Source organism: Burkholderia sp. BCC1998, assembly GCF_905339875.1.
Taxonomy (GTDB): domain Bacteria; phylum Pseudomonadota; class Gammaproteobacteria; order Burkholderiales; family Burkholderiaceae; genus Burkholderia.
Genome location: NZ_CAJPHE010000001.1, coordinates 619,499 through 645,158, shown reverse-complemented (window position 1 = coordinate 645,158; position 25,660 = coordinate 619,499). Strand labels below are relative to the sequence as shown.

The window sequence follows — 25,660 nt, the reverse complement described above, 5'->3', positions numbered from 1 at the left end:
CGTCAGCCGCGCGCGCTGGTCATCCACACGTGCGGGATGCCGTCCTCGTCGTGCACGTCCGAACTCGGCGTGAAGCCGAATGCCCCATAGAAGCGCTGCAGGTGCGCCTGCGCATGCAGGCTCACCTGCGCATCCGGCCACTGCGCGCGGATGTGCCCGAGCGCGCGAGAGAGCAACGCGTTACCGAGGCCGGCGCCGCGGAACGCGGCGGTCGTCAGCACGCGGCCGATGCGCACGTCAGGGTGCTGCGCATCCGGCAGCAGCACGCGCAGGTAACCGGCGAGACGGCCCGCGGGATCGTATGCGGCCAGGTGCCACGCAGCCTCGTCCGCACCGTCGATGTCGCGATAGACGCAGTTCTGCTCGACGACGAACACGGCGCTGCGTGCGTCGAGGATCGAATAGACTTCGCGCGCCGTCAGCGCGTCGAAGAATTTCCAGTGCCAGTCGAGATCGTCGGCATGCAGGGATGCGGCGGGTGCGGAAGCATTCATGGTCGGTCCTGATTCGGGCGCGCCGGCCGGCGCGCGGCAACCGTCGATTATGCCTCGAAGCGCACCCGGCACGCGTGCCGCCCTTCCGCGCGTGAAAAAAAGGCCCCGCATCGCGCGGGGCCTGTCCGTCATGCCGGCATCTGGCCGAAGCGGCCGTTGTTGAAATCGTCGATCGCGGTCCGGATTTCCTCTTGCGAGTTCATCACGAACGGCCCGTAACCGACGACCGGTTCATCGATCGGCTCGCCGCTCAGGATCAGCAGCTTGGCGTCGCCGTTCGCTTCGATCTCGACGTCGCGGCCGTCGCGGCTCAACTGCACGAACTGCGCTTCACGGGCGACCGTCTCGCCGTTCACCAGCAGCGTACCGCTCAGCACGACCACCGCGAGTGTGCGCCCTTCGGCGATCGGGAACCGCGCACGGCCGCCGGCGGCGAGCCGCACGTCCCACACGTCGATCGGCGTGTGCGTGCGGGCCGGGCCGCGCCGCCCGTCGAATTCACCCGCGATGATCCGCGCGCGGCCTGCGCCGTCCGGCAGTTCGACCACCGGGATGTCCGCGTCCAGAATCGTCTGATAGCCGGGCGCACCCATCTTGTCGGCGGCGGGCAGGTTCACCCACAGCTGCACCATCTCGAGCGGGCCGCCCCGCTTCGTGAACGCTTCCGAGTGGAATTCCTCGTGCAGGATCCCGCTCGCGGCCGTCATCCACTGCACGTCGCCCGGGCCGATCACGCCGCCCGCACCGGTCGAGTCGCGGTGCGCGACTTCGCCGTCATAGACGATCGTCACCGTTTCGAACCCGCGGTGCGGGTGCTGGCCCACCCCGCGCGGTGCCGAAGCCGGCTCGAAGTTCGCGGGACCCGCGTAGTCGAGCAGCAGGAACGGGCTCAGGTGCGTCCCGTGAGACTGGTAGCTGAACATCGAACGCACCGGGAAACCGTCGCCGACCCAATGACCGCGCGGCGCACTGTACACACCCTGGATCTTCTTCATTTGCCTTCTCCGAATTGCGGCGAAACACGTGTTTCGCAACCTGAGTACGAATATAGAGGTGGAACGATCGATCCGGTAGACTGCCAAAATCGCACTCAGCGTTCTATTTCATGAACGATAACGAACGGGATCTGAACGATCTCTATTACTTCGTGCAGGTGGTCGAGCACGGCGGCTTCGCGCCGGCCGGCCGCGCGCTGAACATGCCGAAGTCGAAGCTGAGCCGCCGCATCGCGCTGCTCGAGGCACGGCTCGGGATGCGGCTGATCCAGCGCTCGACGCGCCGTTTCACCGTCACCGATGTCGGCCAGACCTACTACGCGCATTGTCGCGCGATGCTCGTCGAGGCGGACGCCGCCGACGAGGCGATCGCGCTGCTGCACGAGGAGCCGCGCGGCATCGTGCGGGTCAGCTGCCCGGTCGTGCTGCTCGATTCGCTGGTCGGCACGATGATCGCCGCGTTCATGGTCGCGTGCCCGCGCGTCGAGATTCACCTGGAAGCGACCAACCGGCGCGTCGACGTGGTCGGCGAAGGGATCGACGTCGCGATCCGCGTGCGCCCGCCGCCGCTCGAGGACAGCGATCTCGCGCTGCGCGTGCTGGCCGAGCGCGGCCAGTGCCTCGTCGCGAGCCCCGCGTTGCTGCGCGAGCGCGGCGTGCCGGCCGTCCCCGCCGACCTGCCCCGCCTGCCGAGCCTCGATCACGGCGTGCCGCAGGCCACGCACGTGTGGCGGCTGCGCGGCCCCGACGGCGCGCAGGCGGAAATCCACCATCAGCCGCGGCTCGTCACGGGCGGCATGCTCGCGCTGCGCGCGGCCGCCGTCGCGGGAGTCGGCGTCGTGCAGTTGCCGACGATGATGGTGCGCGACGAAGTTGCGCGCGGCGAACTGGCGACCGTGCTGCCGGACTGGGCGCCGCGCCGCGAGATCGTGCATGCGGTGTTCGCGTCGCGGCGCGGGCTGCTGCCCGCGGTGCGCGCGCTGCTCGATTTCCTGGCAGAGCGGTTCGCCGAACTCGAGCCCGATTGAGCGGCATCGCAACGGCGGTCGCCCCGCGCTCGGCGTTCGGCGTGTGCGTCGCGAACCGGACGCTGCAGACCGGCCGCGCGTGCCGTAGACTGCGGGACGCGCATCGCGCTTTTCACGCCGTTTTCACAACCCCGCTGTTCACAACCTCTTTTCGCCTTTCAGCCATGTTCACGCTGTCCACCGACCCTCACGCCTCCAAGGCCGAACTCTATGCGACGCTCGTCGAGCAGGCACGCGCGCTCGTCGAATCGGAACGCGACCTGACCGCGAACGCCGCGAACTTCTCCGCGCTCGTCTATCACTCGCTCGACCGCCTGAACTGGGCCGGCTTCTATTTCTTCGACGGTTCGGAACTCGTGGTCGGGCCGTTCCAGGGCAAGCCCGCGTGCGTGCGGATCGCGCTCGGCAAGGGCGTGTGCGGCACGGCTGCGCAGACCCGCGAGACGCAGGTCGTGCGCGACGTGCATGCATTCCCCGGCCATATCGCCTGCGATGCCGCGTCGGAATCGGAAATCGTCGTGCCGCTGGTCGCTGCCGACGGCACGCTGATCGGTGTGTGGGACGTCGACAGCCCCGTCGCCGCGCGTTTCGACGACGAGGACCGCAACGGGATGGAAGCGCTGTGCCGCGTGTTCGTCGAACACGCGTGGCAGAAGGCGCGCGGTCGAGCCGCGTGACGCTGCCGGCGGCGGCTGCGGAGGCCGCAGCCTGCTGATCGCGCCGCTTGGCCGCCAACGAAAACGGGCCCCGCTCATTCACGCGGGGCCCGTTTTCGTTGCGTCGCTGCGCGCGGCGCGCCGCGTGTCAGGCCGCGTGCGTGCCGGAAAGCGCCGCGAACGCCGGCGGCTTCACGTCGTCCGACAGGATCTCGAAGCCCTGCTCCGTCACGACGACCATGTGCTCCCACTGCGCGGACAGCGAATGATCCTTCGTGACGACCGTCCAGCCGTCCGCCAGCACGCGCGTATCGCGCTTGCCCGCATTCAGCATCGGCTCGATCGTGAAGATCATCCCCGGCCGCAGCGGCACGCCGGTGCCCGGGCGGCCATAATGCAACACCTGCGGCTCGTCGTGGTACACGTCGCCGATCCCGTGCCCGCAGTACTCGCGGACCACGCTGAATCCCTCACGATGCGCGACCTGCTGGATCGCATAGCCGACGTCGCCGAGCGTCGCGCCGGGACGCACCGCGCGGATGCCCGCATGCATCGCCTCATAGGTCGTCGCGACGAGGCGCCGCGCGAGTTCGCCCGGCTCGCCGACGAAGTACATGCGGCTCGTGTCGCCGAACCAGCCGTCCTTGATCACCGCGATGTCGAGATTCACGATGTCGCCGTCGCGCATCGGCCGCGACGACGGAATGCCGTGACAGACCACGTGATTGACCGACGTGCACAGGGTTTTCGGATAGCCGTGATAGCCGATATTCGCCGGGATCGCGCCGAGCACGTCGACGATATATTCGCGGCAGCGCACGTCGAGCTCGTCGGTGGTGACGCCCGGTTTCACGTGTTCGGTGATCATCGTCAGCACCTGGGACGCGAGCTTCGCGGCCTCGCGCGACTTGGCGATTTCCGCGGCACCGCGGATCGGGATTTCGCGCCTCGCCATTACGCCACCTGCTCGATGCCGTGGGCGACGACCGATTCCGTGCCGCCGGCATCGCCGCCGCGCGCTTCGGTCTCGATCAGCAGCCGGCAGATATCGCCGTAGGACAGCGACGGATTGAGTTCCGCCAGCATCCCGACGCGCAGCCAGTGCTCCGCCTGCGCGTTGATCGAACGGCTCAGCGCGGTACTGGTCGAGCGCAGCCGTTCGTGCATGTGCTCGGATATCTTGATGATTCCCATATGTCTCTAATTAAACGAAATATAGTCGTTTCGTATATTACGCTCACCTCGGTCGCCGGGCAAGCGCCCGGCTGCCGGCGAATCGCCGATCCGGGATCCCGTTGACATCGAATTCCAACTTGCTGGAAAATAAATCCATCATGAAAGAATCAACCGACGCCCCTGGCGACGACACCGGCATCAACGAACGCATCGCCCGGCGCGTGCGCGAGCTGCGTACGCTACGAGGCTACACGCTCGATGCGCTCGCCGCGCGTTCCGGCGTCAGCCGTTCGATGATCTCGCTCATCGAGCGTGCGTCGGCGAGCCCGACGGCCGTCGTGCTCGACAAGCTCGCGGCCGGTCTCGGCGTGTCGCTGGCCGGGCTGTTCGGCGGCGATCGCGACGACGCGCCCGCGCAACCGCTGGTGCGGCGCGCGCAGCAGGCGGAATGGCGCGATCCGGCGTCCGGTTACGTGCGGCGCAATCTGTCGCCGCCCGGCTGGCCGTCGCCGATCCAGCTCGTCGAGGTCGATTTCCCGCCCGGCGCGCGCGTCGCGTACGACTCCGGCGGGCGCGAAAGCGCGCTGCATCAACAAATATGGGTCGTCCACGGGCGCGTCGACGTCACGTGCGGCGACCAGCTTCACGAACTTCACGAAGGCGACTGTCTGGCCATGCGCGTCGATCAGCCGCTGATTTTCAGCAATCCGTCGTCGCACGTCGCGCGCTATGTCGTCGCGATCTGCGATGTCCCCGCCGCCGCCGGCGCGCGGAGTGTTTCATCCGTTCAAGGCCGACAGGCGCAGGAGCCCGCATGAATTCCCCGAAACCGCGCGAAGACGTGCGCCTGATCGATTGCAGCGAGGCCGAGCATGCCGCGGCCATCCTCGACATCCTGAACGACGCGATCGTGAATTCGACCGCGCTGTACGACTACCGGCCGCGCCCGCCGGAAGCGATGGTCACGTGGTTCGCGACGAAGCGCGCCGGTGGTTTTCCTGTCGTCGGCGCGGTGGATGAATCGGGCATGCTGGTCGGCTTCGCGAGCTGGGGCACGTTCCGCGCGTTCCCCGCGTTCAAGTACACGGTCGAACACAGCGTGTACGTCCACCGCGACCATCGCGGCCGCGGGCTCGGCGAACTGCTGCTGCGCGAGTTGATCCGGCGTGCGCGTGAAGCCGAAGTGCATGTGCTGGTCGGCTGCATCGATGCGACCAACGGCGGCAGCGTCGCGCTGCACACGCGCCTCGGCTTCGTGCACTCGGGCACGATCACCGAAGCCGGCTTCAAGTTCGGCCGCTGGCTCGATGCGGCGTTCTATCAGCTGAGGCTCGACACGCCGGCTCGGCCGGTCGATGGCTGATCGGCATCGCAGAATGGTCGGCACGCTCGTGATGACGCGGGCGGCGTAGACGGCGCCGCAGCGCCACCATCACTTCTCTCCCGCGACAACGCGCGATCGAGCCGCGTTGCCGCGTTGTCGCCCCGCCTTCAGGCTTTCCAGACGCATCCCGGGCCCCGGGCCCGCACCTTTGCCCCGTGACCGCGCGTGTGACGTTCGCCGCATTCTCGCGCGAGAACGGTAGCGATACGGTATTCCCCAGCGGCCGCAGCACGGTCGCATACCGATCCATCACCCGGAGAATGCCGTATGAAAACGCCCCATGCCCTGCCGCACCATCCTGGCTCGCGACGCGATGCCGGCCTCGCGCGACGCGCGGCCCGATGTGTTGCGTGGTCGCTTGCCGCCCTCCCGCTGTTCTGCGGAGAAGCGTTCGCGGCCGGCGCATGTCCGACGCCGTTTGCGCTGAGCGGCAACACCGATCTGCTGTGGAAGGAAGTCACCAACAACCAGTGGCGTAACATGCTGCCGCGCGGCTGGACCGACAACGGTTTCCATTTCTACAGCCGGGTGCGCAGCCGCGGTCCGGAAAACGGCATCAACACCCCGTCGGATCTCGAATCGGAAATTCGCAAACAGGTTTCGGACGAACCGGCCGGCGGCAACAGCCCGAATCGCCGGACGATCACGCTGCCGATCCTGAACAGCAAGGGCCAGCATCTGCTCGCGATTTACGACTACGACGGCAAGAGCACGTCGAAGTGCGAGCTGGTGACGCTGACGTATCCGGCGGAGTAGCCGCGCGGATGAAGTGCGGATCGAGCGCGAAAAAAAGAAAAGCCCCGCCGAAGCGGGGCTTTTCTTTTCTTGCTGGAGGCGCGAGCCGGAGTCGAACCGGCCTAAACGGCTTTGCAGGCCGCTGCATAACCGCTTTGCTATCGCGCCAAAAGCGGACTGTCCGGATGCCGTTGAGGCAAGCGACAGATTTTTTATTCGAGGACCATCAGTCCATCAAATAAAAAGGGAAGCGTGGCTTCCCCATGACTTGGAGCGGGAGACGAGTCTCGAACTCGCGACCTCAACCTTGGCAAGGTTGCGCTCTACCAACTGAGCTACTCCCGCATTGTCCTGCACCTGCAGCGCTTTGCCTTACAACACGCTGCCAGAAAAATCTGGAGCGGGAGACGAGTCTCGAACTCGCGACCTCAACCTTGGCAAGGTTGCGCTCTACCAACTGAGCTACTCCCGCATGTGTCCTGCATCTGCAGCGCTTTGCCGTACAACACGCTGCCAGAAAAAATCTGGAGCGGGAGACGAGTCTCGAACTCGCGACCTCAACCTTGGCAAGGTTGCGCTCTACCAACTGAGCTACTCCCGCGTATTGCTGCGCTACTTCTACTGCTTCCCCGTCACACACTTACTTCGTCGTGCAGCGGAGAAGCGAGATTATGTCGAAGGCACATTCGTGTGTCAAGGGCTTTTCCAGCCCTTTTTCCAAAAAACTGCGAACCGACCGTGCACGGGCCGGTCACGCGCCGCCGCGCTCGCGAATCTGCGGCCATGCGAGCTTCATGTAGTACAGCATCGACCAGATCGTCAGCACCGCGGCGAGGTACATCAGCCACTCGCCCCACACGCGCGTGTCGATCGTCGCGATGCCGAGCGGCAGCGGGCCGTAGTACAGCAGCATCGGAATCGCGACCATCTGGCACGCGGTCTTGAACTTGCCGAGCTGGTTCACCGCGACGCTCTTCGACGCACCGATCTGTGCCATCCATTCGCGCAGCGCCGAAATCGCGATCTCGCGGCCGACGATCACGAGCGCGATCGCCGCGTCGACCCGCGAAATCTGCACGAGGATCAGCAGCGCGGCCGTCACCATCAGCTTGTCCGCGACCGGATCGAGGAACGCGCCGAACGACGACGTCTGGTTCCACTTGCGGGCGAGAAAGCCGTCGAACCAGTCGGTCAGCGCGGCGAGGATGAAGATCGCCGCCGCCGCGAGGTTGCGGTGCGCGCCGCCCATCACCGTGTCCGGCAGATAGAACACGCCGACGACGAGCGGGATCAGCACGATCCGTACCCACGTCAGGAAAATCGGGAAATTGAACGGCATGGCATGCGGGTCAGTAAAGGATTCGCAATTGTGCCGTGTCGACCGGCCTGCCACAAGAACGCGAGATCGCGCTCGGGCGCGGCCGGTCGCACGGCCGGATCAGTGAAGCTGCTTGTAGATCTGCTCGGCGAGCGCGTGCGAGATGCCGTCGACGCTCGCCAGCTCCTCGACGCTCGCCGCGACGACACCGCGCAGCCCGCCGAACCGCGCAAGCAGCCGCTGCCGGCGTTTCGCACCGACCCCTTCGAGCTCCTCGAGCCGCGAGGTCTGGCGCGCCTTCGCCCGTTTCGCGCGCATCCCGGTGATCGCGAAACGGTGCGCCTCGTCGCGGATCTGCGCGACGAGCATCAGCGCGGCGCTCTCCTTGCCGAGTTCGAGCGGCGTGCGGCCGTCCGCGAACACGAGCGTCTCGAGGCCGACCTTGCGCCCCTCGCCCTTCGCGACGCCGACCAGCATCGACGTATCGAGCCCGAGCTCGGTGAACACCTGGCGCGCGATCTCGACCTGCCCCTTGCCGCCGTCGATCAGCACGATGTTCGGCAGCAGGCTCGATGCCTCGGCCTGGCGCGTCGATTCGCCGTCGATGCCGGCCGCATCGTCGGCGGCCGCCGCCTGCGCGGCCTGCTCGACCATCTTCTCGTAGCGGCGCGTCAGCACCTGCCGCATGGCCGCGTAATCGTCGCCCGGCGTGATGCCGGTGATGTTGTAGCGACGGTACTCGCCCGACTGCATCTTGTGATGGTGATAGACGACGCACGACGCCTGCGTCGCCTCGCCCATCGTATGGCTGATGTCGAAACATTCGATCCGCAGCGTCGCGAGATCGTCGCTTTCGAAGCCGAGCGTTTCCGCGAGCGCGCGCGTGCGCGCCTGCTGCGAACCCTGCTCGGACAGCAGCCGCGCGAGCGCGATCTGCGCGTTCTGCTCGGCCATCGACAGCCACGCGCGCCGCTGCCCCTGCGGCTGCCGCACCAGCGAGACCTTGTGACCGGCCTGCTCGGACAGCAGCTCGAGCAGGTCGCGGCTCGCGGGCGCGTGGCTCACGACCAGCACGGGCGGCACGCGATTGCCGAGATAGTGCTGCGCGATGAACGCATCGAGCACCTCGGCCTCCACCGACGCGCCCGCGTCACGCGCGGCGGCAGCGTCTTCCGCGGGCCGGTCAGGCAACGCCGCAGCGGTGTCGCCGGCAGCCTCCGCTGCGTCGGCCTCGCCCTCGGCCTCGTCGCCGAGCCCGCCTTCGGCCAGCGTCAGCGCACTTTCGACGTGCGCCGGGAAATAGGCCTTGTCGCCGAGATGCCGGCCGCCGCGCACCATCGCCAGGTTCACGCACACGCGTCCGCCCTGCGCGACCACCGCGAGGATGTCGACGTCGCTGTCGCTGCCGACCTCGATCGCCTGCTGGTGCAGCACCGTCGCGAGCGAGCTCATCTGGTTGCGCACGGCGGCCGCCTGCTCGAACTTCAGCTCGGCCGCAAACGCGTGCATCTTCTGCTCGAGTTCCTTCATCACTTCCGATTGCCGGCCGAGCAGGAAGCGCGCGGCGTTCGACACGTCGATCGCGTAGTCGTCCTCGGAAATCGCGCCGACGCACGGCGCCGTGCAGCGCCCGATCTGATGCAGCAGGCACGGCCGCGTACGATTGTTGAAGACCGAATCCTCGCAGGTGCGCAGCTGGAACACGCGCTGCAGGATCTGGATGCTCTCGCGCACGGCCCACGCGCTCGGGAACGGCCCGAAATACTGGTTCTGCTTGTCGACCGAGCCGCGGTAGTACGCCATGCGCGGAAAGCGGTGCGCGGTGAGCTTCAGGTACGGATACGACTTGTCGTCGCGAAACAGGATGTTGTAGCGCGGCGCGAGCGCCTTGATCAGGTTGTTCTCGAGCAGCAGCGCCTCCGCCTCCGAGCGCGTGACGGTCGTCTCGATGCGCGCGATGCGCGTGACCATCATCGCGATGCGCGGCGACAGCTGCGTCTTCGTGAAATAGCTCGAGACGCGCTTCTTCAGGTCGCGCGCCTTGCCGACGTAAAGCACGGCGCCCGCCGCATCGTAGTAGCGGTAGACGCCCGGCATGTGCGGCAGTTGCACGAGGATCTTCTTCGGTTCGAACGGGGTGTCGGCGGCTTCTGGGGATGTCATGCGCGATTCGGGTGCCTTGTGGCGCGGAACGGGTCCATTAGAATCGCCAGTTTAGAGCATTCACCGGTCCGCTTCGATGCCCCGCACCGCCCCCGCCTCCCCTGCCTCTCCTGCGCCGCTCGCACCCGACGAACCGATCGCGTGCGACCTCTTCTGCACCGTGATCGACAACTTCGGCGACATCGGCGTGTGCTGGCGCCTCGCCCGCCAGCTCGCGCACGAGCACGGCTGGCAGGTGCGCCTGTTCATCGACGACCTGCGCACGTTCGCGCGGCTGCTGCCGGGGGTCGATCCCGATGCGGGGCGGCAGACGCTCGACGGCATCGTGATCGAACACTGGCATGCGGAAGTCGGCGACGCACTGGAGATCGCCGACGTCGTGATCGAGGCCTTCGCGTGCGAGCTGCCCGGCGCCTATCTCGCCGCGATGGCGCGCCGCGCGCGCCGCCCGGTGTGGATCAACCTCGAATACCTGAGCGCCGAGGACTGGGTCGCCGATTTCCATTTGCGGCCGTCGCCGCATCCGCGCTATCCGCTGCTGAAGACGTTCTTCTTCCCGGGACTGTCGGCCGGCACGGGCGGCGTGCTGAAGGAACGCGACCTCGACGCGCGCCGCACGGCCTTCGAAGCCGACGCGGCGGCGCGCACCGCCTGGTGGCGGCATGCGACGGGCGACGCGCCACCGGCGCCGGGCACGACCGTCGTCAGCCTGTTCGCGTATGAGAATCCGGGCGTCGACGCGCTGCTCGCGCAGTGGCGCGACGGCCCGTCGCCCGTCGTCGCGCTCGTACCCGCCGGCCGCGTGTCGCCGGCCGTCGCCCGCTTCTTCGGGGTCGAATCGTTCGGCGCCGGCGCGCGTGCAAGCCGCGGCAATCTGACCGCGTACGGGCTCGCGTTCGTCCCGCAGGCCGACTACGACCCGCTGCTGTGGGTGGCCGACGTCAACTTCGTGCGCGGCGAGGACTCGTTCGTCCGCGCGCAATGGGCGCGCAAGCCGTTCGTGTGGCACATCTACCCGCAGGCCGACGATGCGCACCTGCCGAAGCTCGACGCCGCGCTCGCGCATCTGTCGGCCGGCCTCGCCGATGCGCCGCGCGCGGCGCTCGCGCGCTTCTGGCATGCATGGAACGGCGCCGGCACGCCCGACTGGGCCGATTTGCTGCAACACCGTGCCGCACTGGACGCGAACGCGGCGTGCTGGGCCGACGCGCTGGCGAGCGTCGGCGATCTCGCCGGAAAGCTGGCGGAATACGTAAAATCTCAGTTAAAATAAGCGGTTATCCGACGGCTGACCACGCAAGCGCTCGCGTTTGGGGCTCTTGGCACCTACCGGAACGCACCGCCGCTTGCGCCGTCAGCCGTTGCGCAACGCTCAGGCACCTATTTATTTGATTGGATCAGGACAGTTTTTATGAAGACCGCACAGGAACTCCGCGTAGGCAACGTCGTGCAGATCGGCAGCGAAGCATGGGTCATCGCAAAGGCGGAATACAACAAGTCGGGCCGCAACTCCGCCGTCGTCAAGATGAAGATGAAGAACCTGCTGACGAACGCAGGCCAGGAATCGGTCTACAAGGCTGACGACAAGTTCGACGTCGTCGTGCTCGACCGCAAGGAAGTGACGTACTCGTACTTCGCCGATCCGATGTACGTGTTCATGGACGCCGACTACAACCAGTACGAAGTCGAAGCGGAAATGATGGGCGAAGCGCTGAACTACCTCGAAGACGGCATGGCGTGCGAAGTCGTGTTCTACAACGAGAAGGCGATCTCGGTCGAACTGCCGACGATCCTGGTTCGCGAGATCACCTACACGGAACCGGCCGTCAAGGGCGACACGTCGTCGGGCAAGGTGCTGAAGAACGCCAAGCTCGCAACGGGCTTCGAACTGCAAGTGCCGCTGTTCTGCAATACCGGCGACAAGATCGAAATCGATACGCGTACGAACGAATATCGCAGCCGCGCGTAATCGCCTGCGATTGCCGGATCGAACAAAGCGCCCTTCGGGGCGCTTTTTGTTTGTCTGGCGTCAACAGCAACGGGCGTCGGCACCAGGGACAGCACGAAATCCAGCATTAAAGGTATTCAATTTGTATCATCGGTAACTGTTTTATAGCGTGAAAGAAATAATGCACGTCAGGCGTTCAGCGGGGCATAAAATCAGTTTTTAATCTGACATGCGGCTGCGGCCGGCTCGATGGCCGACAGCCCGCCTCTCTTGACTCGACTCGCGTCCACCATGCCACACGCCCTGATTGTCGAAGACGATCCCAACAGTCTGTCCGGCCTGACCGCGCTGCTCGCCGCAGACGGCTTCTCGGTCGACACGGCCACGTCGCTCGCCGAGGCACGCACGGCGCTCGGCCGCTCGATTCCCGATGTCGTCCTGGTCGACCTGAACCTGCCGGACGGCAGCGGATTCGACCTGCTCCAGCACCTGCCGCAGCAGCAACCGAACGGCTCGCTGCCGGTGATCGTGCTGACGGGCAACGCGACGGTCGAGAGCGCGATCGAAGGCCTGCGTCACGGCATCTGGGACTACCTGCTGAAGCCGATCAACATTCCGCGCCTGCGCAGCCTGCTGGCCCGGATTCCGCGCCCCTACGAACTGATCGACGAAGTGCGGACGCTGCGCGCGTCGCTGCGCCACCTCGGCCGCTTCGGCGCGCTGGTCGGCCGCAGCGAGGCGATGCAGCACGTGTACGACATGATCGAGCACAACGCGGGCACCGAAACGGCCGTGCTGTTCACCGGCGAAGCCGGCACCGGCAAGAAGCTGGCCGCGCGCACGCTGCACGACCTGAGCCGGCGCCGCAAGGGGCCGTTCGTGTCGTTCGACTGCCGCACGATCGCCCAGGCCGGACGCCACGGCGCGTCGCTCGACAGCGTGCTGTTCGGCCATGAACGCGGCGCGTTCGATGGTGCCGAGCGGCGCGAGTCGGGCCTGTTCGAACAGGCCGGCGGCGGCACGCTGTTCCTCGACGAGATCACCGCCCTGCCGCTCGTGCTGCAGGAAGCGCTGCTGCATGCGCTCGACTCGCAGAACTTCATGCGGATCGGCGGCACGAGCTCGATCGCGAGCGACTTCCGGCTGATCGCGACCACGCGCCGCCCGGCCCGCGAGGCGGTCGCGAACGGCATGCTGCGCGAGGATCTGTGGCTGCGTCTCGATGCGGCGTCGATCACGATGCCGCCGCTGCGCGAACGCGACGGCGATGTCCTCGCCATCGCGGACGCGCTGATCGACGACCTCAACCGCGAAGCGCGCGGCACCGGCCGCAGCACGACTGACAAGCGCGCGGCGTCGGGCTTCGTGCGCGAATGCGTGTCCTACGAATGGCCCGGCAACGTGCGCGAACTCCAGGAGCGCGTGCGCTTCGCCTATGACGCATCCGGCGATTTCATCGAAACGCTGCGCGCGGGCGAAGCAAGCTTCGCGGCCGGCGCCGCGCTGAACGGCAGCAGCGTGCAGATCAAGGTCGGCACCCCGCTGTCCGACGTCGAGGATCTGCTGATCCGCGCGACGCTCGACGCGGTCGGCGGCACGCGCCATCGCGCGGCGACGCTGCTCGGCATCAGCCCCAAGACGCTGTACAACAAGTTGCAGCGGATGAAGGTCAACTGACCGCGCCGCCGTTGTTCGGGGCGCCGGCCGGAACTGACGGTTAGTTGCGCAAAGACGTGTCGCCCCGCGCTTCGCCGTCAAAGCAAAAAGCCGCGCTCTTGCGCGGCTTTTTGCTTTCGGCAACGGGACCGGCGGCCTCGCGCCGCCCTTCCCGCTTACGCCAGTGCGCTGCTCAACAGCGCCTGCGCCTGCAGATACTCAGGCTGCGCGATCAGCTTGTCCCACTTGAGCGGCTTGCCGCGCGCCCGCATCCGCTTGATGCGCCGCACCGACTCGGCCGACGCCTGCGCCTTCAGGCCGTTCAGCACGACTTCGGCCGCATCCGGCTGGTTGCAGACGAGCACCATGTCGCAACCGGCGGCGAGCGCCGCGTCGGCCGCCTGCGTGAGCGTGCCGCCCTCCCGTGCCGCCTCCATCGACAGGTCGTCGCTGAAGATCGCGCCCGTGAAGCCGAGCTGCCCGCGCAGGATGTCCTGCAGCCACACGCGCGAGAAGCCGGCCGGCCGCTTGTCGACCTGCGTGTAGATCACGTGTGCGGGAATCACCGCGGTCAGCGCGAGGCCGAGCCAGTCGTACGGCGCGACGTCCTGCTTGAGGATCGCGTCGAGCGGCCGGTCGTCGGTCGGCAGCGCGACGTGCGAATCGGCTTCCGCGAAGCCGTGCCCCGGGAAATGCTTGCCGCAGTTCGCCATGCCCGCGAGCGACAGCCCGTGGTTGAGGCTCTTCGCGAGCAGCGTGACGACGCGCGGGTCGCGATGGAACGCACGATCGCCGATCACCTTCGAGTGCCCGTAGTCGAGATCGAGCACCGGCGTGAAGCTCATGTCGATGCCGCATGCGCGCAGCTCGGCCGCCAGGATGTAGCCGACCGCGGTCGCGACCTTCGTCGCGAGCAGCACGTCGCGGTCCCACAGTTCGCCGAGGCGGCGCATCGCCGGCAACACCGTGAAGCCGTCGGTGCGGAATCGCTGTACGCGGCCGCCTTCGTGATCGACGGCGATCAGGATGTCCTCACGCACCGCGCGGATCGAGTCGGTCAGCGCGGTGAGCTGCGCACGGTTCTGGAAATGCCGCGCGAACAGGATCACGCCGCCGGTGTTCGGATGCGCAAGGCGCCGCGCATCGTCGCGCGACAGGGCCGTGCCGACGACGTCGAGCATGACCGGGCCGGGAGTCGTTTTCATCGAATCGGAAAGTCCGTCAGGGAGTGGTTCGGGAAACAGGTGCGGGTGCAGGCGGCGCTGCGTCGGTCTCGGCGACCACGAACGACACCGCGTAGTCGCGTTCGTCGCTGACCGTCACGCGCGCCGTGATGCCGCGCGCGGCGAGCCAGTCGGCCAGTTCACCCGACGCGACGACGTACGGTTCGCCGCTGCGCTGGTTGAGGGTCTGCAGCGCGCGCCACGTCATCGGCCAGTGCATGCCGAGCCCGATCGCCTTCGAGAACGCTTCCTTCGCGGAAAAGCGCGTCGCGAGAAACGCGATGCCGCGCGCCTCGGAGCGCGCGCGGCGCGCATGGAACACGCGCAGCTCGTCGGGGCCCAGCACCTTCTCGGCAAACCGGCCGCCCGTGCGCTCGAGCACGGCCGCGATGCGGCTCACCTGGACGATGTCGGTACCGATGCCGTAGATCGCCATGTCAGCGCCCGCCGTGACGCACGGACGACGCCGGGTGACGAGCGAAGCGCGCGCGCACGGAATGCATCGTCAGCGCGCGCCGCCGTGCAGCGCGGCCACGCGCGCGGCGACCATGATCGCCTTCATCTCGCGCACCGCGTTGTCCCAGCCCGCGAAGATCGCGTGCGCGACGATCGCGTGGCCGATGTTCAGCTCGACGATGCCGTCGATCGCGGCGATCTGCTGCACGTTCGTGTAATGCAGTCCGTGACCGGCGTTGACCTTCAGGCCCAGTTGCGTGCCGGCCTGCACGCCCGCGACGATGCGTTCGTATTCGCGCTGCTGCTCGACTTCGTCGTGCGCATCGGCATAGCGGCCGGTATGCAGCTCGACCACCGGCGCGCCGGCTTCGTGCGCGGCACGGATCTGTGTTTCGTCCGGATCGATGAACAGCGACACGCGCACGCCGGCGTCGGCGAGCTGCCTGCATGCCGCACGCACGGCCTCGAAGCGGCCGGCGACGTCGAGACCGCCTTCGGTCGTCAGTTCCTCGCGCTTCTCGGGCACGAGGCACGCGTCGTGCGGACGCACTTCGCATGCGATGTCGAGCATCTCGGCCGTCACCGCGCATTCGAGGTTCATCCGCGTCTTCAGCAGCGGGCGCAACGTGCGCACGTCGGCGTCGACGATGTGGCGGCGGTCCTCGCGCAGGTGCAGCGTGATCGCGTCCGCACCGGCCTCTTCGGCGGCGAGCGCCGCGCGGATCGGATCGGGATAGGCCGTGCCGCGCGCGTTGCGCAGCGTCGCGACGTGGTCGATGTTCACGCCGAGGTCGATGACGGTGGGCGTTGTCAGGAAGAAGCTCATAGGTTTTGCAGGTCGATCAGGATCTGACGCGTGGCAAGCGGCGTACCGCCGAGATAGGTGTTCAGCAGGAAGCGCATCAGCGTCTTGCTTTGCGCGACCGTCTGGGCTCGATGGTAATCGTCCTGCTCCATGTCGAGCAACGTCTGTCCGGTAATCACCGGCCAGTGCGACGGCACGTCGTCGTCCGCATTGCGCACGCCGCGCTCGGGATCGAACACGTAGCGGCGATCGGGCTCGACCGCCCGGCGCGCGACCGTGCGGTTCAGCGCCATCGCATAGCCGGTCTCGCGCAGCAGCACGCGCTCGAACGAGCGCAGCACCTGCACCGCGGGCTCGCCGTGCGCGAGGCGCGTCAAGGTCAGCACGTAATGATTGAAGAGCGGCGGCTGCGGATCCTCGCGCGCGCAGAATTTCACGAGCAGCTCGTTCGCGTAGAAGCCGCACAGCAGCCCGTCGCCGCCGAGCGGCAGCATCCCGCCGACCCATTCGGCGCCCGTCAGCGTGCGCACTTCGGATTTGCCCGACCAGGACAGCAGCAGCGGCTGGAACGTCTGCAGCACGCCGCGCAGCGCGGAGTGCGGGCGCTTCGCGCCCTTCGCGACGAGCGCGAGCCGGCCGTGATCGCGCGTCAGCACGTCGATGATCAGGCTCGTTTCACGGTACGGATAGCTGTGCAGCACGAACGCCGGCTGCTCGGCGACGCGGAAATCGGACGTGCGAGAGGTCGCGCGCCGCGCCTTGCGACGCGGCGGTTCGGGCGGTGCCGGCAACGGCGCGTCGTTCGCGCCGGCGGTCACCGCATCTTCGGTCGACGTCAGCGCGTCATTCGTACCCATAGGCGCGCAGCCCCGCCTCGTTGTCGGCCCAGCCGCTCTTCACCTTCACGAAGGTCTCGAGGTACACGGGGCCGTCGAACAGCTTCTCCATGTCCATCCGCGCCTCGGTGCTGATCTGCTTGAGCTTCTCGCCCTTCTTGCCGATCACCATCGCCTTGTGCGAATCGCGTTCGACGAGGATCGTCGCGAAGATGCGCTTCAGGCGCCCTTCCTCCTCGAACTTGTCGATCAGGACGGTGCTCGTGTACGGCAGTTCGTCGCCGGTCCAGCGGAACACCTTCTCGCGCAGGATTTCGGCCGCGAGAAAGCGCGAGCTGCGGTCGGTCAGCTCGTCCTCGCCGTAGATCGGCTCGCCTTCCGGCAGGTACGGCTTGATCGTGTCCAGCAGGCGCTTGATGTCTTCCGGCTTCTGCGCCGACAGCGGCACGAGCTCGGTGAATTCGCGCAGCTCGCTCACCTTCTGCATGAACGGGAACAGCGTGGCCTTGTCGTTCACGCGGTCGATCTTGTTCGCGATCAGCAGCGTCGGCATGCCGGGCGGGATCAGGTCGAGCACCTTCTGGTCGTCGGGCCCGAAGCGGCCGGCCTCGATCACGAACAGGATCACGTCGACCGACGTGAGCGTCGACGTGACCGCGCGGTTCAGCGAGCGGTTCAGCGCGGTGCTGTGACGGGTCTGGAAGCCCGGCGTGTCGACGAACACGAATTGCGCGTCGTCGAACGTGTTGATGCCGGTGATGCGATGGCGCGTGGTTTGCGCCTTGCGCGACGTGATGCTGATCTTCTGGCCGACGAGTGCGTTCATCAACGTCGACTTGCCGACGTTCGGGCGGCCCACGATCGCGATCATGCCGCAACGGAAACCAGTAGGAGCGGGAGTGTTCATATCGTTTGGGAGACAGGTTCGGAAACGGCCGCGCGACGCGCGGCACGATCGATGGGCAATTCAGTGATCGGCATCGGCCACGCGCGCCTGCGCGGCAGCGAGGCTTGCGCCGCCCTGCGGCGCCTCGGGGCCGGGCGCCGCGGCGTCGCGGGCGCGCGGCGTCGCACGCGAAGCGGCGTCGGAACCGGCAGCAGGCTTGTCGGTGGGCGACACGGCCGGATCGGTCGCCTGGCCCGCCGGCTTGTCGGCTGCACGGGGCGCGCCTTCGGCTGGCTTGTCGGCGCGTTCGACAGGCTTGTCCGCCGCGCGCGCGCCGGGTTCGCTGCGATCCGCGGGCTTGTCTGACGGTTTGTCGGTCGCCTTGTCGGCAGGTTTCTCGGCAGGCTTGTCGGCCGTCGGTTTCGCGGGCCGGTCGGCCTTGTCCGCGGCTGTATCGACATGCGCCGCGCGAATCGCGGCCATCGGCGCCTGCGCCGGCCGGTCGCCCGGCTGTGCGCCGGCATCGGCCGCTGCGGACGCGGCAGCGGCCGCCTTCGCGTCGCGCGCCGCCGCACGCTCCTTGCGTTCCGGAGAACGCAGGTCGAGCGCTTCCTGCACACCCTTCACGCCGGGCACGATTTCAGGCTCGACATGCTTCGACCCGCGTGCGTTCTTCGAACGCTTCGGCTTCGAAGCGAGCATCGGCGCGGCTGCCAGCACCTCGTCGAGCGCCTTCTTCGCGGCGGCCTGCTCGGCCGCCCGCCGGCTCGCGCCGGAGCCCGACACCTTCACGTCGAGCTTCGGCACCGTGCATTCGACCTCGAACTGCTGATTGTGCGCCGCACCATGGGTCGCGACGACCGTGTAGGTCGGCAGCGCGATCTTGTGCCCCTGCAGGTATTCCTGCAGCAGCGTCTTCGCGTCCTTGCCGAGCGTGCGCGGATCGATGTGGTCGAGAATCGGGATATAGAGGCGCTTGATGACCCCTTGGGCGGCTTCGAAGCCGCCATCGAGGAATACCGCCCCGATGATGGCTTCGAACGCGTCCGCGAGGATCGACGGGCGACGGAAGCCGCCGCTGCGCAACTCGCCCTCGCCCAGCCGCAACCCTTCGGAAATATTCAGGGCCTGAGCGATTTCATACAGCGACTGCTGCTTGACGAGGTTGGCGCGCACGCGCGACAGGTCGCCTTCGTCCAGCTTGCTGAAACGCTGGAACAAAAGGGCGGCCACCGCGCAATTCAGAACGGAATCGCCGAGAAACTCGAGCCGTTCGTTGTGCGTGGCACTGTGACTGCGATGGGTCAAAGCCTGGCGCAACAATTCCGCATTGCGAAATTCGTAGCGCAGCCGGCTTTCCAACTGGGATAGGGGCATGTGCAGGAGTATAACGCGGGCGCCGGTCGGGCCGAAACGGCACGGCCGGACGCGAAAAGGCGTGACGAGGCGGTGTTGCCGCCGGTTCTTAAAGTAGTTCGGCAATACGCGACGCGGCCCGTGCGTCGCGCATTGCGTGCGAGTCGAATACGGTCAGTTGAAGGAACCGATGCGCTTCAGGTCGCCGAAGTTCATCCAGATGAAGAACGCACGGCCGACGATGTTGTTGTCCGGCACGAAACCCCAGTAGCGGCTGTCCGCGCTGTTGTCGCGGTTGTCGCCCATCATGAAGTAGTGACCGGGCGGCACCTTGCAGATCACGCCGCGGCTGTTGTACGTGCAGTTGTCGCGATACGGATAGTCGTAGGCGCCCATCACGAACGGCGGCACGGCGGGATTGTTGAGGATCGCGTTCTTCTTCGTGCCGATCGTTTCCTCGAACTGCTTCGCATAGTTCTGGCGCTCGTCGTCGAAGAAATCCGGCAGCGGCGTTTCGGGCACCGGCTGGCCGTTGATCGTCAGTTGCTTGTCCTGGTAAGCGACCGTGTCGCCCGGCAGGCCGATCACGCGCTTGATGTAGTCGACCGACTCGTCCTTCGGATAACGGAACACGACGACGTCGCCGCGCGACAGCGGGCTGCCCTGCGTGATCTTCGTGTTCGTGATCGGCATGCGCAGGCCGTATTCGAACTTGTTGACGAGGATGAAGTCGCCGACCAGCAGCGTCGGCACCATCGAGCCCGACGGGATCTTGAACGGCTCGACGATGAACGAACGCACGACGAACACGGCCAGGATCACCGGGAAGAAGCTCGCGGTGTACTCGAGCCACCACGGCTGGCGCAGCTTTTCGTCGCGCAGCTTCGAACGCGTCTGCCCCGCGTTTTCGTCCGCGAAACGCTTGTCGATACGCGACTGCTGACGATCGAACTCCTCGATCGCCGCGTCGGCCGCCTTGCGCCGCTGCGGCAGGAACACCAGTTTGTCCAACACCCACGCTACGCCCGTCACGACGACGAGCACAAAAAGAATCAGCGCAAAATTCATAAAAGGATCAGTCCTGTTATTTGTCTTCGACGCGCAAGATCGCGAGGAACGCCTCCTGCGGGATCTCGACCGAACCCACCTGCTTCATGCGTTTCTTACCTTCTTTCTGCTTCTCGAGCAGTTTCTTCTTTCGCGTGATGTCGCCGCCGTAGCACTTCGCGAGCACGTTCTTGCGCAGTGCCTTGATGTTCTCGCGTGCGACGATGTGCGCGCCGATCGCGGCCTGGATCGCCACGTCGTACATCTGGCGCGGAATGATCTCGCGCATCTTCGCGGCGACCTCGCGACCGCGGTATTGCGACTGCGACCGGTGCACGATGATCGACAGCGCGTCGACCTTGTCGCCGTTGATCAGCATGTCGACCTTCACGACGTCCGACGAACGGTATTCCTTGAACTCGTAGTCCATCGACGCGTAGCCGCGCGACACCGACTTCAGGCGATCGAAGAAGTCGAGCACGATCTCGGCCATCGGGATTTCGTACGTGAGCTGCACCTGGCGGCCGTGATACTGCATGTTGATCTGCGAGCCGCGCTTCTGCTCGCACAGCGTGATCACGGAACCGACGTAGTCCTGCGGCATGTACAGGTTCACGGTGACGATCGGCTCGCGCACTTCGGCGATGCGGCCGGGCTCCGGCATCTTCGCCGGGTTCTCGACCATGATCGTCGAGCCGTCGCTCTGCACGACCTCGTAGACGACCGTCGGTGCGGTCGTGATGAGGTCCATGTCGAACTCGCGCTCGAGTCGCTCCTGCACGATTTCCATGTGCAGCAGCCCGAGGAAGCCACAGCGGAAACCGAAGCCGAGTGCCTGCGACACTTCCGGCTCGTACTGCAGCGATGCATCGTTGAGCTTCAGCTTCTCGAGCGATTCGCGCAGCGCATCGTACTGGTTCGCCTCGACCGGGTACAGCCCCGCGAACACCTGCGGCTTCACTTCCTTGAAGCCCGGCAGCGGCTCGGCGGCCGGCTTGGTCGCGTGCGTGACGGTGTCGCCGACCTTCGCGGCCGTCAGTTCCTTGATGCCGGCGATGATGAAGCCCACCTGCCCCGCCGACAGCGAGTCGAGATTGCGCGACTTCGGCGTGAACACGCCGACGTGCTCGACCGGATACTGCGCGCCGGTCGCCATCATCTTGATCTTGTCCTTCGGACGCAGCGTGCCGTTGACGATCCGCACGAGCATCACGACGCCGACGTAGTTGTCGAACCACGAGTCGATGATCAGCGCCTGCAGCGGCGCGGCCGGATCGCCCTTCGGCGGCGGCACCTTCGCGATCAGCGCTTCGAGCACGTCCTCGACGCCGAGACCCGTCTTCGCGCTGCAGCGCGTCGCGTCGGTCGCGTCGATGCCGATCACGTCCTCGATCTCCTCGATCGCATTCTCGGGGTTCGCGGCCGGCAGGTCGATCTTGTTCAGCACCGGCACGACCTCGACGCCGAGCTCGATCGCCGTGTAGCAGTTCGCGACCGTCTGCGCCTCGACGCCCTGGCTCGCGTCGACCACGAGCAGCGCACCTTCGCACGCGGACAGCGAACGGCTGACTTCGTACGAGAAGTCGACGTGCCCCGGCGTATCGATCAGGTTGAGGTTGTAGACCTTGCCGTCGCGGGCGCGATAGCTCAGTGCAGCCGTCTGCGCCTTGATCGTGATGCCGCGCTCGCGCTCGATATCCATCGAGTCGAGCACCTGCGCTTCCATTTCACGGTCGGCGAGGCCGCCGCATACCTGGATGATGCGATCCGCGAGCGTCGACTTGCCATGGTCGATGTGCGCGATGATCGAGAAATTGCGAATATGATCCATTCAGTGCCGATCAAGCGAAAAAGGCGCGCTCGACGACTGCGGAGCACGCCTTGTAAGTCGGTGAAAAAACGGCTTATTTTAGCCGAAAAGGCCTTTGCCGGGCGGTAATTTGGGACGCCCGGTCAGGGACGCCCCGCCAGGGACGCCCCGCCGGAGGCCCTGGCCGGCGGGTCCGCCGCCGGAACCCCGCGCAACGCGCGGCCGGCCGGCAGCGGAGCCGGGTTCAGCGCCGGGCCGCGAGCGCGCCGCGCACCCTCGTCTCGTCGAACCGGTGGCGGCACACTTCCGTGCCATCCAGCAACAGCACCGGCACGTCCTCGTCGTAACGCGCAACGAGTGCCGGATCCGCATCGATGTCGACGTAGTCGACCGCGATGCCGAATTCGGCCGCCACCGGCGCCAGCGCATCGCGCAGGTCGTCGCACAGATGGCACCAGCCGCGGCCGTAGAGCGTAAACATCGGCGCGTTACTTCTGAACCGCGCGCGGGCGCACCGGCACGAACTGCGTGTTGTCGCCGCGCCGCACCAGCACCGCGACCGCCTTCTGCGGATCGAGCTGCGCGGTCACGTCGGCGAACTGCTTCGCGCTCGTGATGTCGGTGTCGCCGACGCGCAGCACGATGTCGCCGCGCTGCAGCCCCGCTCGGGCCGCCGGGCCGTCGACGCCGTCGATCTGCACGCCGTTCTTCAGCTTCAGCGACTTCAGCTGATCCGCGGAAAGGTCGCTGACCGTCAAGCCGAGCGAATTCGCCTGGCGCGGCTTCTGCGGCGCGCTCTTGCGCTGCTCGGCCTTCGCCGTCGTCTCGGCCGGCGTCTCGGCGATCGTGATCGGCAGATCGCGCGCCTGACCCTTGCGCCACACGCTGACGGTCGCCTTGGTGCCCGGCTTCGTGTCGCCGACCATGCGCGGCAGATCCGACGCCGTATCGACCGGACGGCCGTTGAACTTCAGGATGATGTCGCCCGGCTGGATACCGGCCTTGTCGGCCGGACCGCCCGGTTCGACGCTGCTGACGAGCGCGCCTTCCGCCTTCGGCAGCCCGATCGAGTCGGCCACGTCCTTCGTCACCTCGCCGATCGCCACCGCGATGCGGCCGCGCGTGACCTTGCCGGTCGCCTTCAGCTGGTCGGCCACGCGCATCGCCTCGTCGATCGGGATCGCGAACGAAATGCCCATGAAACCGCCGGTGCGGCTGTAGATCTGCGAGTTGATGCCGATCACCTCGCCCTGCATGTTGATCAGCGGGCCGCCCGAGTTGCCGGGATTCACCGCGACGTCGGTCTGGATGAACGGCAGGTAATCGCCCGTATTGCGGCTCTTCGAACTCACGATGCCGGCCGTCACGGTGTTGTCGAGGCCGAACGGCGAACCGATCGCGACGACCCACTCGCCGACGCGCACCTTGTTCGAATCGCCGATCGCGACGACCGGCAGGTTCGACGCCTGGATCTTGACGACCGCGACGTCCGTGCGGTCGTCGACGCCGATCAGCTTCGCCTTGAATTCGCGCTTGTCGGTCAGCGTCACGTAGATGGTGTCCGCGTCGTCGACGACGTGCGCGTTGGTCATCACGTAGCCGTCAGCCGACACGATGAAGCCCGAACCGACACCGCGGTTCTGCTCGGTGTCGGGCGGATTGTCCGGCGCCGGCGCGTTCTTCGGATTGCCATTGCCGCCACCACCGTTGCCGGGCGCCTGCGGCAGCGGAATGCCGAAGAAGCGCCGGAAGAATTCCGACATGTCGCCATTATCGAAGCCTGGCGGGAGCACGCCGCGCGGGCCGGGCGTCGGCACGTTCGCGGTGGTCCGGATGTTCACGACAGCCGGCCCGACCTTTTCGACCAGATCGGCGAAATCGGGAAGGCTGGCAGCGGGAGGCGTGACCGCGGCCGCGGTATGCGGGGCGAGCGGCAGGCAGGCACACAGCACCGCCGCCGCGAACACTTTGCGCAGCGTGAGTTTCGTCATGTCGGAAGCCGTAGCGTTACTTGGAAGCCTTGTATTCTATGGCAGACGCGAACTGCTGCAACGTGGCCGGCGGCACTTCGCCGAGCACGGTGATCCAGTAGTCGCCGCGACGCTTCACGAGCACGTGGGTCGCGCCGGTGCTGCCCGCGCCTTCCTTGCGCGTATTCTTTTCGGCCGGCTCGATGAAGACGGAGATCGTCGCGAGGCCGTCGGTGAAGACGGCCTGGTCGACCGGAATCGGCGGATCGCCGGCGTCGCGCGCGGCCATCGGCCGGCGCACCTCGCGAATCTTCCGGAAGCCGGCGATGGTCGGCGCGATCTGCCAGCCCTGCGCCTCCATGTCGACCGCCGCGACCGGCGGGCGGACCACCGTCCAGCCGCTCAGGTTGCGCATGCCGGCCGCGATCGCGGATTTGTCACCGGTCGCGCCGCCCGTCTGCAGCTGCGAAAACGCGACCTGCTCGAGCACGTGATCGCTCGCATCGAGCGTCTGCGAACGCAGCAGCAGCCCGGTGCGGGCGTCGGCCCACAGCTTGTAGGTGAAGCGGTACGCGTCCTTCGGCACGAGCTCGACCACCTGCGCGTCGATCCCGGCCACACGGTCCTTGCCGAGCAGCTTCGCGTCGTAGACGGACATTACGTGCTCGCCGCCGGCACCGAGCAGCGCGGGGAACGAATCGCGCGTCTGGCGGCGCTCGACCACGCACAGCTTGCGCTCGGGCACGAACGTGTACAGCTCGTCGTTATGCCGCAACACCTTGCGCGGCTTGCCGTCGAGCGACTCGATCCGCTCGAATTCGCCGTCGCGGGACGCCACGTGCGCGATGCGCGACGACTGGACATACCCGCCGCGCTGGTAGACGAACGTACCCTCGTAGCTCTGCTGCTGCGCCGCCTGCTGGATGCGGTCGAGCCAGTCCGCCGCACCCTTGCGGGTCGCGACGGGATCGTCCGGTTGCTGGGCACTGGCAGGCAGGGATTGAACGGACAACAGGGCGGCTGCGCAAAGCAGGAGAGCCGGCAGCCGCTTCCATCCGGAGATGGCGTGATTCAACTGCAATGTCCGCATCGGGTTTATTGGCCTGGCGTGGTGGTCACGGCAGCGCGGATCAGCGGCATCGAGCCCGTGACGACGGGCTGCTGCGCGAATTGCTGGTGCGCTTCAAGGTATTGGTCGAGACTTGCGTCGCGGATGATGTTGACGTCCTGCAGGCCCGGCTGCGCGGATGCCTGTGCAACCGTCACGCGCTGCAGGTTGCCGCCTTGCGGCGCGCCTGCCGATGCGACCTGGGCGGCGCCCGGCACACCGGCCGTCTGCATCTGCGGGACGACGATCCACGTCAGCGTGGCTGCCGCGGCGGCCACCGCGAACGCGGGCACGACACGCCGGCGCAGCGACAGCAGCTTGCGCGCGACCGGCGCGGCGGCCGGCGCGAGCAGGTGCGGCTCGCTTTCGAGCGCGGCGGACATGCGCGCGGTGAACGCGACGCTCAGCGCGGGCGACAGCGCGAGCTCGTCCGAGCGCAGCGCATCGCCGATCAGGTGGTAATGGGCCCACGCAGCGCGATCCGCGCGGTCGAGCTCAGCCAGAAACTGCCCGTGATCCGGGCCGTCGAACAGTTCACCGTCGACCAGAGCGGAAAGGCGCTCGCCGCGCGAGCACGCTTGCGACTGCGTATTGACCGACCCCATGATGC

At 66.9% G+C, this 25,660-nt stretch carries 26 protein-coding genes and 4 tRNA genes; 8 read left to right on the top strand and 22 right to left on the bottom strand.

The genetic code is table 11. The features are described 5' to 3' along the window. Positions 1–2: 2 nt before the first annotated feature. The gene (locus U5A56_RS03035) at positions 3–494 is read right to left on the bottom strand and encodes a GNAT family N-acetyltransferase (protein WP_321920885.1); all 492 of its coding nucleotides are present in this window, start codon (positions 492–494) and stop codon (positions 3–5) included. Positions 495–622: 128 nt separating this feature from the next. Continuing rightward, the gene (locus U5A56_RS03030) at positions 623–1,489 is read right to left on the bottom strand and encodes a pirin family protein (protein WP_321821521.1); all 867 of its coding nucleotides are present in this window, start codon (positions 1,487–1,489) and stop codon (positions 623–625) included. A gap of 110 nt (positions 1,490–1,599) precedes the next feature. On the opposite strand from U5A56_RS03030, the gene U5A56_RS03025 reads away from it, so the two are divergent. Then, positions 1,600–2,517, top strand: a complete 918-nt coding sequence (locus U5A56_RS03025) for a LysR family transcriptional regulator (protein ID WP_321920884.1) — start codon at positions 1,600–1,602, stop codon at positions 2,515–2,517. A 164-nt stretch (positions 2,518–2,681) separates the two neighbouring features. Further along, positions 2,682–3,194 carry a GAF domain-containing protein gene (locus U5A56_RS03020; protein WP_124487423.1) on the top strand — a complete coding sequence of 171 codons (513 nt, stop codon included), beginning with the start codon at positions 2,682–2,684 and terminating at the stop codon, positions 3,192–3,194. Between the two features lie 127 nt (positions 3,195–3,321). On the opposite strand, the gene map is transcribed toward U5A56_RS03020, so the two are convergent. Together map and U5A56_RS03010 are read right to left on the bottom strand one after the other, a co-directional pair. Next, positions 3,322–4,128 (bottom strand): type I methionyl aminopeptidase, encoded by an 807-nt coding sequence (map, locus tag U5A56_RS03015; protein ID WP_044844753.1) that lies wholly within the window; start codon positions 4,126–4,128, stop codon positions 3,322–3,324. Next, complete coding sequence (locus tag U5A56_RS03010) at positions 4,128–4,367, bottom strand: ParD-like family protein (RefSeq protein WP_044844754.1); 240 nt, start codon at positions 4,365–4,367, stop codon at positions 4,128–4,130. The genes map and U5A56_RS03010 overlap by 1 nt, the downstream gene beginning before the upstream one ends. Before the next feature lie 140 nt (positions 4,368–4,507). Here U5A56_RS03010 and U5A56_RS03005 point away from each other — a divergent pair, with 140 nt between their 5' ends. From U5A56_RS03005 to U5A56_RS02995, 3 genes are all read left to right on the top strand, one after another. Then, entirely contained in the window at positions 4,508–5,167 is a 660-nt protein-coding gene (locus U5A56_RS03005) for a helix-turn-helix domain-containing protein (RefSeq protein ID WP_321798465.1), read from the top strand. Next, positions 5,164–5,712 (top strand): GNAT family N-acetyltransferase, encoded by a 549-nt coding sequence (locus U5A56_RS03000; RefSeq protein WP_257767772.1) that lies wholly within the window; start codon positions 5,164–5,166, stop codon positions 5,710–5,712. The genes U5A56_RS03005 and U5A56_RS03000 overlap by 4 nt, the downstream gene beginning before the upstream one ends. Before the next feature lie 288 nt (positions 5,713–6,000). Further along, positions 6,001–6,489 (top strand): hypothetical protein, encoded by a 489-nt coding sequence (locus U5A56_RS02995; RefSeq protein WP_321920883.1) that lies wholly within the window; start codon positions 6,001–6,003, stop codon positions 6,487–6,489. Between the two features lie 73 nt (positions 6,490–6,562). Here the strand turns inward: U5A56_RS02995 and U5A56_RS02990 are convergent. The 6 genes from U5A56_RS02990 to uvrC all read right to left on the bottom strand — a co-directional run bounded on the left by U5A56_RS02990 (position 6,563) and on the right by uvrC (position 9,949). Next, positions 6,563–6,636, bottom strand: a tRNA-Cys gene (locus U5A56_RS02990). A gap of 101 nt (positions 6,637–6,737) precedes the next feature. Further along, positions 6,738–6,813: transfer RNA gene (locus tag U5A56_RS02985), tRNA-Gly, on the bottom strand. 51 nt (positions 6,814–6,864) lie between these two features. Next, positions 6,865–6,940 (bottom strand) — tRNA-Gly (locus tag U5A56_RS02980). Between the two features lie 53 nt (positions 6,941–6,993). Continuing rightward, positions 6,994–7,069, bottom strand: a tRNA-Gly gene (locus tag U5A56_RS02975). A gap of 150 nt (positions 7,070–7,219) precedes the next feature. Then, positions 7,220–7,807, bottom strand: a complete 588-nt coding sequence (gene pgsA / locus U5A56_RS02970; RefSeq protein WP_006757520.1) for a CDP-diacylglycerol--glycerol-3-phosphate 3-phosphatidyltransferase — start codon at positions 7,805–7,807, stop codon at positions 7,220–7,222. 99 nt (positions 7,808–7,906) lie between these two features. Continuing rightward, positions 7,907–9,949 (bottom strand): excinuclease ABC subunit UvrC, encoded by a 2,043-nt coding sequence (gene uvrC, locus U5A56_RS02965; RefSeq protein ID WP_321810482.1) that lies wholly within the window; start codon positions 9,947–9,949, stop codon positions 7,907–7,909. A gap of 76 nt (positions 9,950–10,025) precedes the next feature. Between uvrC and earP the strand changes: the two genes are divergently transcribed. From earP to U5A56_RS02950, 3 genes are all read left to right on the top strand, one after another. After that, positions 10,026–11,222, top strand: a complete 1,197-nt coding sequence (gene earP / locus U5A56_RS02960) for an elongation factor P maturation arginine rhamnosyltransferase EarP (protein WP_321920882.1) — start codon at positions 10,026–10,028, stop codon at positions 11,220–11,222. A 138-nt stretch (positions 11,223–11,360) separates the two neighbouring features. Continuing rightward, positions 11,361–11,918 carry an elongation factor P gene (efp, locus tag U5A56_RS02955; protein WP_044844759.1) on the top strand — a complete coding sequence of 186 codons (558 nt, stop codon included), beginning with the start codon at positions 11,361–11,363 and terminating at the stop codon, positions 11,916–11,918. A 270-nt stretch (positions 11,919–12,188) separates the two neighbouring features. Beyond that, on the top strand, positions 12,189–13,574 hold the full coding sequence (locus tag U5A56_RS02950) for a sigma-54 dependent transcriptional regulator (protein ID WP_321920881.1): 1,386 nt from the start codon (positions 12,189–12,191) through the stop codon (positions 13,572–13,574). Positions 13,575–13,729: 155 nt separating this feature from the next. Here the strand turns inward: U5A56_RS02950 and nagZ are convergent, their stop codons facing one another. The 12 genes from nagZ to U5A56_RS02890 all read right to left on the bottom strand — a co-directional run bounded on the left by nagZ (position 13,730) and on the right by U5A56_RS02890 (position 25,655). After that, complete coding sequence (nagZ, locus tag U5A56_RS02945; RefSeq protein WP_124521372.1) at positions 13,730–14,758, bottom strand: beta-N-acetylhexosaminidase; 1,029 nt, start codon at positions 14,756–14,758, stop codon at positions 13,730–13,732. A 16-nt stretch (positions 14,759–14,774) separates the two neighbouring features. After that, entirely contained in the window at positions 14,775–15,212 is a 438-nt protein-coding gene (gene acpS / locus U5A56_RS02940) for a holo-ACP synthase (protein WP_044844762.1), read from the bottom strand. A 69-nt stretch (positions 15,213–15,281) separates the two neighbouring features. Continuing rightward, the gene (gene pdxJ, locus U5A56_RS02935; RefSeq protein WP_321920880.1) at positions 15,282–16,058 is read right to left on the bottom strand and encodes a pyridoxine 5'-phosphate synthase; all 777 of its coding nucleotides are present in this window, start codon (positions 16,056–16,058) and stop codon (positions 15,282–15,284) included. Next, positions 16,055–16,894 carry a DNA repair protein RecO gene (gene recO / locus U5A56_RS02930; RefSeq protein ID WP_014897645.1) on the bottom strand — a complete coding sequence of 280 codons (840 nt, stop codon included), beginning with the start codon at positions 16,892–16,894 and terminating at the stop codon, positions 16,055–16,057. Before recO ends, pdxJ begins: the two co-directional genes overlap by 4 nt. Beyond that, on the bottom strand, positions 16,881–17,780 hold the full coding sequence (gene era, locus U5A56_RS02925; RefSeq protein WP_006476493.1) for a GTPase Era: 900 nt from the start codon (positions 17,778–17,780) through the stop codon (positions 16,881–16,883). The genes recO and era overlap by 14 nt, the downstream gene beginning before the upstream one ends. A 60-nt stretch (positions 17,781–17,840) precedes the next feature. Then, positions 17,841–19,136, bottom strand: coding sequence for a ribonuclease III (gene rnc, locus U5A56_RS02920; RefSeq protein ID WP_321920913.1), 1,296 nt, complete (start codon positions 19,134–19,136; stop codon positions 17,841–17,843). A gap of 153 nt (positions 19,137–19,289) precedes the next feature. Then, on the bottom strand, positions 19,290–20,183 hold the full coding sequence (gene lepB, locus U5A56_RS02915) for a signal peptidase I (protein ID WP_124487453.1): 894 nt from the start codon (positions 20,181–20,183) through the stop codon (positions 19,290–19,292). A gap of 16 nt (positions 20,184–20,199) precedes the next feature. Then, a complete protein-coding gene (gene lepA / locus U5A56_RS02910; protein ID WP_321798419.1) occupies positions 20,200–21,993 on the bottom strand; it encodes a translation elongation factor 4 in 1,794 nt (597 codons plus the stop codon). Positions 21,994–22,216: 223 nt separating this feature from the next. Continuing rightward, positions 22,217–22,453, bottom strand: coding sequence for a glutaredoxin family protein (locus U5A56_RS02905; RefSeq protein WP_321920879.1), 237 nt, complete (start codon positions 22,451–22,453; stop codon positions 22,217–22,219). 7 nt (positions 22,454–22,460) lie between these two features. Beyond that, positions 22,461–23,963 (bottom strand): DegQ family serine endoprotease, encoded by a 1,503-nt coding sequence (locus tag U5A56_RS02900; protein WP_321920878.1) that lies wholly within the window; start codon positions 23,961–23,963, stop codon positions 22,461–22,463. A gap of 16 nt (positions 23,964–23,979) precedes the next feature. Continuing rightward, on the bottom strand, positions 23,980–25,032 hold the full coding sequence (locus U5A56_RS02895) for a MucB/RseB C-terminal domain-containing protein (RefSeq protein ID WP_044844769.1): 1,053 nt from the start codon (positions 25,030–25,032) through the stop codon (positions 23,980–23,982). A gap of 5 nt (positions 25,033–25,037) precedes the next feature. After that, entirely contained in the window at positions 25,038–25,655 is a 618-nt protein-coding gene (locus tag U5A56_RS02890) for a sigma-E factor negative regulatory protein (protein WP_321920912.1), read from the bottom strand. Between the last annotated feature and the right edge of the window lie 5 nt (positions 25,656–25,660).